Source organism: Gilliamella apicola (assembly GCF_000599985.1).
Lineage (GTDB): Bacteria > Pseudomonadota > Gammaproteobacteria > Enterobacterales > Orbaceae > Gilliamella > Gilliamella apicola.
In genome coordinates, this window is sequence record NZ_CP007445.1 from 717,585 (window position 1) to 729,535 (window position 11,951).

General features: G+C 34.2%; 7 protein-coding genes and 1 pseudogene. 3 read left to right on the forward strand and 5 right to left on the reverse strand.

What is annotated here, in order from left to right; all coding sequences use genetic code 11:
* Nucleotides 1–12: 12 nt before the first annotated feature.
* From GAPWK_RS03300 to GAPWK_RS03310, 3 genes are read right to left on the reverse strand one after another with little or no spacing between them, the layout of a single operon-like run.
* Entirely contained in the window at nt 13–3,993 is a 3,981-nt protein-coding gene (locus GAPWK_RS03300; RefSeq protein WP_025314871.1) for a toxin VasX, read from the reverse strand.
* 35 nt (nt 3,994–4,028) lie between these two features.
* Nucleotides 4,029–4,958, reverse strand: coding sequence for a hypothetical protein (locus GAPWK_RS03305; protein ID WP_025314872.1), 930 nt, complete (start codon nt 4,956–4,958; stop codon nt 4,029–4,031).
* A 2-nt stretch (nt 4,959–4,960) separates the two neighbouring features.
* Nucleotides 4,961–7,732 carry a type VI secretion system Vgr family protein gene (locus tag GAPWK_RS03310; protein ID WP_080692410.1) on the reverse strand — a complete coding sequence of 924 codons (2,772 nt, stop codon included), beginning with the start codon at nt 7,730–7,732 and terminating at the stop codon, nt 4,961–4,963.
* 771 nt (nt 7,733–8,503) lie between these two features.
* Here GAPWK_RS03310 and GAPWK_RS15465 point away from each other — a divergent pair.
* Nucleotides 8,504–8,734, forward strand: a pseudogene (locus GAPWK_RS15465) (KilA-N domain-containing protein); the annotation flags it as partial.
* A gap of 28 nt (nt 8,735–8,762) precedes the next feature.
* On the opposite strand, the gene GAPWK_RS03315 reads toward GAPWK_RS15465, so the two are convergent.
* Nucleotides 8,763–9,581: a helix-turn-helix domain-containing protein gene (locus GAPWK_RS03315; RefSeq protein WP_025314874.1), complete on the reverse strand. Its 819-nt coding sequence runs from the start codon at nt 9,579–9,581 to the stop codon at nt 8,763–8,765.
* Nucleotides 9,582–9,704: 123 nt separating this feature from the next.
* Between GAPWK_RS03315 and GAPWK_RS14840 the strand changes: the two genes are divergently transcribed.
* Nucleotides 9,705–9,881 carry a hypothetical protein gene (locus GAPWK_RS14840; protein WP_158413568.1) on the forward strand — a complete coding sequence of 59 codons (177 nt, stop codon included), beginning with the start codon at nt 9,705–9,707 and terminating at the stop codon, nt 9,879–9,881.
* A gap of 21 nt (nt 9,882–9,902) precedes the next feature.
* Nucleotides 9,903–10,181 (forward strand): hypothetical protein, encoded by a 279-nt coding sequence (locus GAPWK_RS15470; RefSeq protein WP_363112933.1) that lies wholly within the window; start codon nt 9,903–9,905, stop codon nt 10,179–10,181.
* Between the two features lie 240 nt (nt 10,182–10,421).
* On the opposite strand, the gene GAPWK_RS03325 is transcribed toward GAPWK_RS15470, so the two are convergent.
* On the reverse strand, nt 10,422–11,951 hold the full coding sequence (locus tag GAPWK_RS03325) for a DHA2 family efflux MFS transporter permease subunit (RefSeq protein WP_025314875.1): 1,530 nt from the start codon (nt 11,949–11,951) through the stop codon (nt 10,422–10,424).

An 11,951-nucleotide genomic window follows, 5' to 3' on the forward strand; every position in this document is an offset into this window, starting at 1 on the left:
TCTCCTTTTTAATTACTCATCGTGAAATTTATTACTATCTCGGTTAATTATCAATGGGATTTCGTTACAATCTGTGGTATCAGTGTAGATATTGATTTGATAACTTTTTACCAGATCACAAGCGAATGTGCCTGCTACCCATGTGATTGCCGTTAAGTCACTCTTTGGCTGGTTAGGGGTTGAACTTTTCAATTCGACTTTTTCAATATCATCAAAATTGGATTGCCATATCGCTTTACGGTTTATAATCGTTTTAAAGCTTTTATTTTCATAACGTTCAACAAAATAACTTTTTTGGGAGGTAACATAGTCTCTAATTTTTAAAGTTTCTTTATCTTTATCTTCATTTGTGTGGATTAGGATATTGTCATTTGGTGCAGGGTTCTTATTTATTTTGGTGGAGTTGATATTAAAGTTGAATTCAATAAAATCGGCATTGCTTTGGTCATTTTTGCCAAATAAACGAACCGATGCCTGCAAAGATTTGTTGGAATTAGATGTGTAATCTAGGTATTGCAAATAAAAATAGATATGTCTATGATATAGCTTCATTCCATTATATAAACTTGGTTTTTTAAATATCATAAATGTATCAATGCCTGAAATTGCAACCAAGTAATCATTAACCGAATGACCAAAACCAACAAAGGAATTTTGTTCTTCGTGATAGGCTTCATACCCTAAATAGGCAAACTCTTCTTGCAATCCAAAATAACAGCGATTTAGCCAGTGATCGATAGGGGTAAAATTGTCATATTTTTTACTCAAAGCAATTAGATATATTCCCATTAATAATAATATTACGCCTCCACCTATAGCTAAAGTTGAAGAAGCCAATAAAAAAACAGCCCCAATACCTAAGATGAAAGCACCTATAACTCTATAAATAAAATAACTTTTATCTTCCATATTCCACATACCGAAAGCACTTTTCAATTCACCTAACGCTTCCATTACAGTTATAAAGGCAAAAGCTCCTGCGATGCATCTGGAGATCATTTTATTTGACTCTAAGAGTCTTTCAATTTCAGGTACTAATGCTTTGGCAGCGGTTGATCGCATGGCTTTTAACAATTGCATTTCCAGTTTTATGTTTTGATATATGGCAACGGTATCGACACTAAGTAACGCTAATGAGCTTAAGTCGATGGCTAGTTGAAGTTGTTTCTGTTTTTGAGTTTTGCCCTCTTCAATTTTTTCCAATGCTTTAATGTTATCTAAAATATTTAACATGGTGATAACGCCCATTACCGCATTAACAGTATAGTTAAGTCTAGCGGCTTTCACATTTTGTCTAGTTAGTTTTGCTTGTTCATATGTCGATTGATTTTGTTCAATCTTTATTTTTTCGTTTTCTTTTTGATTCATCGCTTCAGTTTCTTTTTTTATTTCACGTTCACGAGTTCTATCATCCCTTTTATTTTGGTTTGATTGGTGAATCGCTTCATCATTGGAAGATTTCTGCCGATTGGTAATATCAATTTTGCCTTCTAACACAGCTTGCCGATTGACTAACGTGACATAATCAGGCATTTTTTTTGCTAAAAAATTCTTAAAATCATTTGGATTGACAATCTCTTTATTTTTCAAAAAACCAACAACTAAGCCTTTACTGACTTCATCAGGAAAACAAAGCGTAAATTTAAGTGTTTGGGTTGTTGTTTTTTTTACACCGACATCATATTTTGCATCTGTCACATCAAATTTTTCTAAAAAAGCAATTTCTGGACCGGTCAAACTGTTTTCGCGGAAAAAACTTCCTTGTAATTGAGTCAATAATGCATAAACTTGTCGAATCTTTTCCGGTCTAACTTTTTTAGTAAACTCAACCGGATAGGCACCAATGTCACTTAAGTAAGCTAGCGAATCAAGCTGTTTTAAACGTGGCTCAATAGGTTGGAATTGTTTATGTGTTCTTAAGATTGAGTATTTTTTTAGTGCTTGTTGATGCAGGTATCGATTTTTTCCTACATCTGTCATTACACTGTTCCCTTCTGCCATCTCAGCAAGTTGGTGGTTGATTGATGCTAAATGTTCATTTAATTGTTTGAGTTCTTTAATTTTTTGATCTCTTATTTTTTGTAGCTTTGTATGCTCTTGTGGATTATATTTTCGATTGTTGTTTAACTCTTCTTGTTTAGCGTTGATCTCTTGCCGTTTTTTTTCAATATCAAGTTCAACACGCTCTTTCGCTTTTTGTAGTTCCTTTTCTTTGTCGGTTTGGGTGTTTTGAGTCTTTTCAGCCTGATAAGTGTTATAAGCTAAAACCAAACCCGTTGAATTACTGATTACATCGCGCCATTTTAGTGATGTATTATTATCTAAATTGACAAATGCTGGCGCATCAATATCAATCCCTTGATTATTCTGATGTTCAATTACATAAAAAATACTATTAGGGTTACTCAGTAATTCGTCCCAAAGGGCGTTATCTTCATCAAGACGGACTTCCGCATGGGTAGAATCAAGCAGGATTTGCAAAACTTCTTTTGTATAGCTGAGAGCTTTGATATTGGTAGAAAAATCAAATTCTTGTTGCCAAAAAGGCGCTTGATTGAACGTTGTCGGCTTTATTTTACTGTATTTTGAAACAAATTGTGCATTACCAAATAACCAACGCACATAAGTAAAATAGTCTTGCGACCATTCTTGATAATATTTTTCAATATCAGCAAAAGCGGTTTCTAATTCACCTTTGAAAGAATCAATTTTTTTATTATTAAGCTGTTCATTTATTTTTTTTATTTTTTCGGCCTTCTCTGATTCGGCTTTGGCAATGTCATTTTGTGCTTTATAAAAAATATCATTACCTGAATCATATGCAGCGTCAATATCTTTTATATAGTCATACCATTCTTGTAACCGGGCAATTTCAGTGTCGTAAGCATTTTCAACTGAAGTACGATAGTTCTCAATAAGCTGTAGAATAGTGCGTTTTTTAAACATATCTGGCTGATAATACTTAAACCGTTTTTTTAAAATAGGATTAACACTTTTATACAGTTGTTCACCACGTTTTTGATAAACCTGTGTTGCATCTTTTAGAGAAACGACATCACATTGTTGGTCATTCAGATTACTTTTTTGGTTATCCTTATTGTCTTCTTGATTAGTAAAAATATGCAGTTGTGATAATCGTTGCGAGTTGAGTTCTTGAGCAATGCCAAATGTATCTTCTAATACAACACCACAAGATATCGGTTTATCCCCGTTATATAGTTGACTGACATGTATAGCATATTTTTGTTTCTGACTTTTTAAACTTATAAAAGGATGTACCGATTTAAAATTATTAAGGCCTTTATCACCAAAACGAAACTCCAATACTTTGCTGTCGTCATTATTAGATTCTTGATAATTACTACCAAAAATATCTTTAAATGGTACAGAACGATTACCTGTTGCTTCGGCTGGTGAGTCTTTAAATTGTTTTATATTAATTTTTGTAAAACGGGATAATATTTTGCTATCTTGTTGCTTTAAATAATCATTGATTGTTTTTTCGCTCCAAGGTTGCGAAGTGTAAGCCACCCATGCATAAGTATAATGTTCTTCAAGATTAATGAATGATGCTGGAATGGTATGATAGGCATTTTTGCATGCTTTTGATATCGGCCTTGGCTGGGTATTGGTCAATTCATAAAGTTTTTTTAATCTAAGTGCGCCTTCAATACATTCATAGACATGAAATATTCGGCTATTAATATCATCGTCAAGTTGATGCATAACGTAGACATAACCGTCACGCAAAGTACGAAGTACATAGCTATAATACTCTAATTCTATTTCTGGTTTGCGATTGTTAAAATCTAAGCTTTTAGTGTAATCGGCTAATTCTTGATAAATGGGGTCAATGCTTTTAGTTAACAAAGATTGAGTTTTTACAACCGCTTGACGCAGTAAAAATACCGGAATTCCGACTCGACCACAAGCAAGGCAATTTCCTTTCGCTTCGTTTTGATTTTCTTTAGCAATGTTTTCTGTTTTTTTCATCTTACACTCTATTATTCTTGTTTTATCTGTTTTTGCTATTCTTTATCAGAAAGTAATTGGCTTTCAAAATGAATATTGGCATTGATAACATGTTTTGAGAATGTGCCTGGTTCTTGTTGCGCTTTTCTAATTTGCTCAAATATTTGCGGATGTTGAGTAAAAACTTGATGATACCTTAATCCGTTTAGTCCCCAAAATAAGATATCGGTAGCATGGGTTAAGCCTAATTGATAAGCCTGTTCAACCAGTTGTGTTGATTGCGAAATCACATTTTCATTAAGCGGTAAATTTTTTTGTTCATCAAATTGTGACCGGTTATTCGACCATGCATTAACAAGTGTTCGAATCATCCTGAAATTTTTTAAGCGTTGGCAATAAGTAGAACTCCAACTGATTGGTGTTTCGAGTGAGTTATCAGCAGTGAAACGAATAAATTTGCCACCATTAATGGATGGATAATAGTAGTTTTCAATTTGAGAAAATTGCGCTTTTAGCCATGCATTGTCTTCTTTTGAACCCATTTCGTGTAAAAATTGCATTCGAAAAGGTTCAAAGAAAGGGTAATAAGGTTGTCGCAATGTTTGTGCGATGTTATTACCAATCTTGATCAGTTGTTTTGCCAGTACCGACGGTTTGAGATCAGAGATAATATAAGCACAAATATAACGTTTAGACCATAAACATTCAATTTTGGCTTGTTGGCTGATTTCATCAAGCATCAAATCGGCATAAAATTCATTTGGTTCAGCAAGTTTAATCAGTGTCGGGCATATACTTTGATCATAATCCAAATCTGTACGTAATACTTGCGTCAATTTTTTTTCGCCAAAGGGTTTATCTTCACCAAATAGATCTAATAATGAATCGCGTGATAATGGACTTAATGAATTAAGTACCACTAAATTATCTACTAATAAATAGCGATATTTATTAAAGTTATCTTGATTGTTTAATTCAGTTAGCATTATTAATCCGTTTCTGCACAGTGTTTAACATTCAGCTCACTTGATTTTAATGTTATCGTTCTGTTTTGAGTTGCTGGCCCCATCTTGTTCATCGCATTGCATTTCAAGTAAACGTTATTATTTGTACCCAGTTCAATTCCCGCACTGCTAATTTTGATGTATGAACCACCACACATTAACGTCAGCTCTTCACTTGCGGTAACCGTCAGTTCACCATCGACACTGTCTATTTTAATATCTTGCTTGGCGGCCATATTCAGGTTGGCATTTTGTGCCTGCACCTCAATATCACCTTGGTTGGCAAAGACTTTCATTCCTGATTTATGGGCAAATAGACCGATGGATTCACCGGATGAGACGGTAATATTTTTTAACGCATTGATGTCAGTTTGGTTTTCACTGGTCACCGATACACTGTTTGACGTTGACAGTTGGATGTTTTCAGGACTGGTTAAAGCAATGCCTTCTTGTGCATAAGCAAGAATGCCACTTTGGGCTAATTGGGTTAATGTTGTTTTAAGTTGCTCTTGACTGTCAGTGTCCGCACCATGAGCTTCAGAGGCGGTTGCTGCATTTTGCAGTGCTTTGGCAATTGATAGTGCATTTTCAAGCTGGGTAATGGCAGCTTGCATATCAAGCTGTTTACCTTGTGCTTTAGGTTCAGTCTGACTGGTCAGGTATAAGCCTTTATTGGCAGCAATTGCTCCCCACTCATCGGTGCGCAGTTCAAACCCTTCACCTCGCTGGGTTTTGTTTTGGTCAACTAAATGCCCAATGTTAAGCTGGGTTTTACCGTATTCGGTCGCTAACTTGATGTGCTCTTGTCCGCGTTTATCATCCATCCGTAACTTATTGTTCGCCGGTGTGCGAATTACATTACGGTGTTTGTTTATGGTGGTCACATGGTCAGGGTGTTGACTGTCATGCATTGCATGTGCAATATAAGGTCGGTCCGGATTACCGTTAGTAAAGGCAACCGCAACTTCTGTGCCGTCAATCAGTGGAAAGTGAAAACCATAGGTACTGCCGGCATACGGTTTAGCCAGCCTTAGCCATAAGCTCTCTTCACCGTTTCGCCACTCTTTTAAGTCAAAGTTAAATTTAACCCGATAGCGCCCTTGTGTATCAATATAACCATAGGTGTCATTATCCGGACTGGTTACCCGTGCCGGTAAGGTGCCATCAATGGTTGGGAAAGGGATAGGCTCTGGGCGGTAAGGTTTTAATGGCTGGTAAGGTATCGCGGTAAAAGTCAGTTCATAAGCATCACTGCGGTTTCCCTGACCTTGCACCGTTAATATCATTATGCCTTCATCTATTCCAGCAATCATGCTACCTTTGATGCGGATATGTTGACCCGGAGCTAAATTGGCCTGATTGCTTTTACCCCGGATAAGGATTTGACGGCTAATGGCGTGTTCATGGCGAATGCGGGCATACCATTCACCACTTTCAACACCATTACCCGTGTTACCAGAGTTAGTGCTAATATCACTGTTGTTATCGCGACTATTATCGTTATTATTGCCGTTACTGCCTTGACTATCATCGGTATCGATATCACCACTGTTTTCATCATCGTCATCATGATTATTTATGTCACTATCAATATCGTCATCATTATTACTGTTGTAATTATTTATATCATTGTTATTGGCATGACTACCATTACTATTTAATCCTTTATAGTGCTCATCATAACGGTAATCAGTGCCATAAGTGGTGTTATCTTTCAGTTGGCTGTTAACTTCACCGAGTAAGTTCGCCTGCGCATCTCGGTAGTTATAATCTTGTACTTGTACCGAAGATTCCACCATTTGACTGTGCAAGGTCATATCCCAGACACTTTCAACGCCGTTATCCAGTGTGCCACTCGGTTGTTTGTAGACAATATCAGCCACCTGCTGATAACCTTGTTCATAATCACTGATGACCATCACATCACAATTGTGTTCACCATGGGTTTCAAATCGGAAATAGACGCCCACATCAGCAAGCAGTCTTTGAATAAACTCAAGGTCACTCTCTTGCCACTGGGTGATAAATTCACGCTCTGGGTATTGCTCTTTAAGTGCTAAACGATAATCAATCCCTGTATAACCATGACCGCGCAAGACCTCTTCAACCACACTAATAACGCTCTGATTTTGAAAAATAGCACAGTTATGACTTAATGCCAGTTTGGCTAATTGCGAGGACAAAACCACCTGATAACGGGCTTCGTCATTACTTACTGATAATTGACTGAACTGGGTTATCACACCATAAAGAGTACGGGAGCCACCTTGAGATAATAATGAGTTTAAGGAATTAAGTGGATTGAGTTGCGTTAAAGAGTTAAGTGAATCAAGTGGATTGGATTGTGTAAACTTATCTAACTGTTTTAATGGCTCGGACTGTTTTAATGCTTGTAAAGGATTGGCGGAGGTTAAAGAATTGAGCGCATCAAGTCCTTTCGTTGCAATATCACTTAAATGGTTAGAATTAGTCGAGTTAAAACTCAAACGGGCATTTTGATTAAGAAATGACTCAACAAGAAGATGTTTATTCGAGCTAGTAAAAGTAATAGTGTAATGCCAAGGCTGGTTAAGTTGCTCATTACCCTCAACCTGTAAGATTGAAACCTCAGCAGGCAACCCGTCCATATTTAATGTGTAACGATTATGACCTGCTCTATTAACCAACCCATTCTTTAAACCACGACTTAAATCATTCCCCAACTGACTAATCAGATTGGTTAATCCTTTATCCATGTTATCCTCGATATATTTCATGTATATAGCAAATACGACTTTGCTTTATTGAACTATGTTTATTGTTATTAATAATTATTTAGTGTTATTTTTTACTAAGAATTTGATTATTTTAGAATTTATTATTATAAGTAAAACGCTTTAATGAATTCATATTAAAAAACAACCTAAAAAAGAGTATAAAAATACCTTAATCTGCATATTTTGCAACCTTTTTTTGAAATTTTATTAAACTTGAATTAGATAGATAACTTACTGATATCATTAATTAATTATCAAAAAAATAATTAGAATTTGTTGCCAAATCATTATCAAAAAAGGATTAACAAAATTTTGCTTTATTAGGTTTTATATTGAATGTTTTGCTCAAAATTTTTATTAATAGTCATATCTAAAAAATTCTTTTGACTGAAACATAGCCACAACCTCAAACTTTTTGACAAAATGACTGACTGTACAACGATAAAAATTATTTTTTAAACTATCGATAAGATAGTGAATAGAATTTTAGTGTGATTAAATAATACAATTAATTTAAGTTTAAAAAAATAATTATATTAATAAGTTATAATTTATTTTGTAAAAAATATTCAGGAGTGTATATCATTTCATTTTTTATTAATATCTAAATTTAATGCTAATAATAGATAGGTTAATTAAAGAGTTATAAATAATTCATGTTTTATGATGCAGTTTCATATTGATTGGTGATGAAGGTAGTATGATAAATAATTTGTCATGTTTATAATCATCTTATTTATAGGGTAAAACTAATATAGAGGATATAATTAACTAATAGCAGCACAATGGCGACAAGCCAATCCTGATCAAAAAGGAAACATACGTGATGTTGCTACATTAGAGCAATTAGTCGTTTTATCTAATCTGGAAAGTATTAACTCAGTCTTAATTCATCAAGGTATAAGTGGTTGCGAACGATTGATACAACTCAATGGTATTGCGATTAATCAAATGCAATCTTTGGTCAATATTTTTGAAACGAAGAATCTTATATTCAGTTAGTAGTATATAAACGATAATACAGTGTATTTTAGGTATGTAATGCCTGAAATACGCTGTACAAACAGTAATGTTTTCCACACATAATGTCATTATTATCAATTATTAAAGCTCGTTTCAGTTGTGATGGTCTCAGCCCCAAACTAGATAAACATGTTCTACTAAAATGAGCCGAATCAGAAAATCCCATATCACTGGCTAATTTTGTCAGTGTTGTAGGGGAGTCGAGTATATCAATTACATCCTGTAATCTTTTCCACAATAGATAACTCCTGAAATTAATACCCAACTCAGAACGAAAAAGATGAAGAAAGCGACTTTCAGAAAGGTGTATTTTTTCGGCGATTTCCCTCGATGAAATTTGCTTTATGGGTAATGATGAAATAATAGAGACTGCTTTATTAATGCGGTTATCTTGATCACATGAGCAATTAGGATCTGACTCACATAATAACTTATAGACGTGATAAAGCTCAAATGGTTGGCTAATAGTAACAGATTTTATAAAATAACTGGCAATTTTTAATGCTTCTTTGTTAGTAAGAAAATAAACAGGATTATTTTCAGTAAAATGCGATAATAAGTGATAATAGGGATCTTCTGGGCCAATAAGTAAATTAATACAACAGACATCTGGTGCGCTCAGTTTATGGGGAACATTTGATTGAATAATAAAACCAAACACATCTTTTTTTTCATCTGGTGTTTCTAGCTCAAAAGACATATTGTGCAATGATATTGTCAATTGAAGAGAAGGGTGACGATGCCAATCCGTCGTGATATTGTTTATAAAAAGCAATGTAGATAAATTTTGTCGGTGCACTTTAACTAACAAATCATTGTCTAACATGATATTTTATCCTTGCTAAATAAACATCTTTGTCATTAAAAACAGTAACATAAACCATGTATAAAGACTATACATATATACGTAATTCGATTAACTTAAACTAACTAAAGGATAACACATATCATGTATAAAGTTAATCAAGAACAATACAAACGTATTTTTGGCTATTTTAAACCTATCACCAAAAACTTTATTATAGGATCTCAAAATATCTCGCAATCTTTTTGCCATTTTTCAGTAGATAATTTTAATATTAATAATTTTGATGATTTACCATTAAAATTAAAAAAAGATATTTAATACTTTCCAGTAAGAAGAAAAATAGAGTTTTTAGCTGGTAGAGTGTGTTCTGCTACGGCATTAGAAAACTTATTGCGTGATGGAGAATATTACTGGAGACTAAAAAGTTCCAACCGAGCCGTTTTATGGCCTAAAAACATAGCTGGTTCAATATCTCACTCTAATAATTTTGTAACTGCGGTTACAATAAAACACTCAAATGAGGTTCAAAGCATAGGAGTTGATATAGAAAAAATAATGTCCACTCAAAAAGCAATTGATTTAAGTCAAACGATCCTAAAATGCGCTCACTCCCAGTGACATGATAATGGACATAACACATTACATTACTTTAGTATTTTCAGCCAAAGAGAGTTTATATAAAGCGTTTAGCTCAACTGGTATTACACTTTCATATGAAGATATCTTTTGCATAGGTATAAACAAAGAAAAAAACATGTACATTACATGTAGGTAATCCGATCAATAAAGTTTTTGAAGTTCATTTTTATTTTTCGAAATATTATAATCTTGTTATGACTTACGTACTTATCTAACCAACTATTTTTCTATTTCATTGTTTGATGTAATGGTTGATTTTGCAAACCAAACAACTATGATTAATAGTAGAAAAATAATTCCATATAGCCAAAAAATTTCGTTGGTTGCGATTACCAGCCCCTGATTAGTAATATTTTGTGCTAGTTTTGCCGAAGCTTGAGTTTCAGAAAAACCTTGCAACTGAAACTGCTGATATGTGTATTCTAGCGTTTGTATATTTTGATTCATTAGATCAGTTAGTTGGTTGTGATGAATTGCTTCACGATGTTCCCATAATGAATTTGTTAAAGAAGTACCAATGGAAGTAGATAATGTTCTAAAAAAATTAAATAAACTTCCTGCTGCCGCTAACTTGTGAGAAGGTATATCAGTTAAAATTATTATATTCAAAGGCATAACAAAGCATGCTATCGCAAATCCTTGGAAGAATTGGGGCCATGCAGAACTCGAAAAATCCATATTAGGCTCAAACGAGTAAGCTCTCCAAAAAAAGCACAAAGCAAAAACAATGAAACCAAAAGTCACAAGCTTCCTCATATCTAAATAAGGAACAAAACGACCGACTATTGGAGCAAGAACGATAGGAACTAAACCGATGGGAGACAATGCTAATCCTGCCCACGTTGCAGTATAACCAAAAACTCGTTGTAATAGCTGTGGTTGCATAACTAATGTCCCTATATGTAGCAAAAATGCCAAACTTATGCAAATCGTCCCTACTGTAAAATTTCTTGATCTAAATAAAGATAGATCAACAATAGGATGATTCGATGTCATTTCCCAAAGAACAAAAAAAGAAAGTGTTACTAACGCTATCACAGATAAAATAATAATTTCAGATGAATTAAACCAATCCAGTTCTTTCCCTCTATCTAAAATAAGTTGTAAACTACCAACACCAAATATTAATAAAGCAAGCCCGATAGTATCTATTCGAGATTTACTTATTTCTGTTTCTCGTCCTTTTAATAATATTTTAGTACTTATCCAAGCTATTAGACCAATTGGCACATTTAGTAAAAAAATCCAGCCCCAAAATAAATTATCACTTATCCATCCACCCAAAATAGGTCCACAGACGGGAGCAATAATAATAGTCATCGACCATATTGCTAAAGACATATTTTTTTTGGAATCTGGTGAGTTAGCTAATAATAAGCTTTGAGAAAGAGGAATAATTGGCCCAGAAACCGCACCTTGTAGTACTCGTGAAATAATTAACATTTCAAGGCTGTTGGAGACACCACATAACCAAGAGGCTAAAACAAACAACAAAATTGAAAACAAAAATAACTTAACTTCCCCAAAGTACTTAGCTAGCCATCCAGATAAAGGAATTGAAATGGCATTGGATACGGCAAATGATGTAATTACCCATGTTGCTTGGCTACTTGATGTTCCTAGGTTTCCAGCAATAGTAGAGAGAGCTACATTGGCAATTGTTAAATCTAAAATTTGTAAGAAGGCCACTGTTGCCAATGCAACAATAAGCCCAATTAATTTTGCACCTGATAGATATAATGGTGACAT

Bases quoted from the DNA above. Each gene is read 5' to 3' on its own strand.
- GAPWK_RS03300 (WP_025314871.1), bottom strand. From the start codon at position 3,993: ATGAAAAAAACAGAAAACATTGCTAAAGAAAATCAAAACGAAGCGAAA.
- GAPWK_RS03305 (WP_025314872.1), bottom strand. From the start codon at position 4,958: ATGCTAACTGAATTAAACAATCAAGATAACTTTAATAAATATCGCTAT.
- GAPWK_RS03310 (WP_080692410.1), bottom strand. From the start codon at position 7,732: ATGAAATATATCGAGGATAACATGGATAAAGGATTAACCAATCTGATT.
- GAPWK_RS03315 (WP_025314874.1), bottom strand. From the start codon at position 9,581: ATGTTAGACAATGATTTGTTAGTTAAAGTGCACCGACAAAATTTATCT.
- GAPWK_RS14840 (WP_158413568.1), top strand. From the start codon at position 9,705: ATGTATAAAGTTAATCAAGAACAATACAAACGTATTTTTGGCTATTTT.
- GAPWK_RS03325 (WP_025314875.1), bottom strand. From the start codon at position 11,951: ATGTCACCATTATATCTATCAGGTGCAAAATTAATTGGGCTTATTGTT.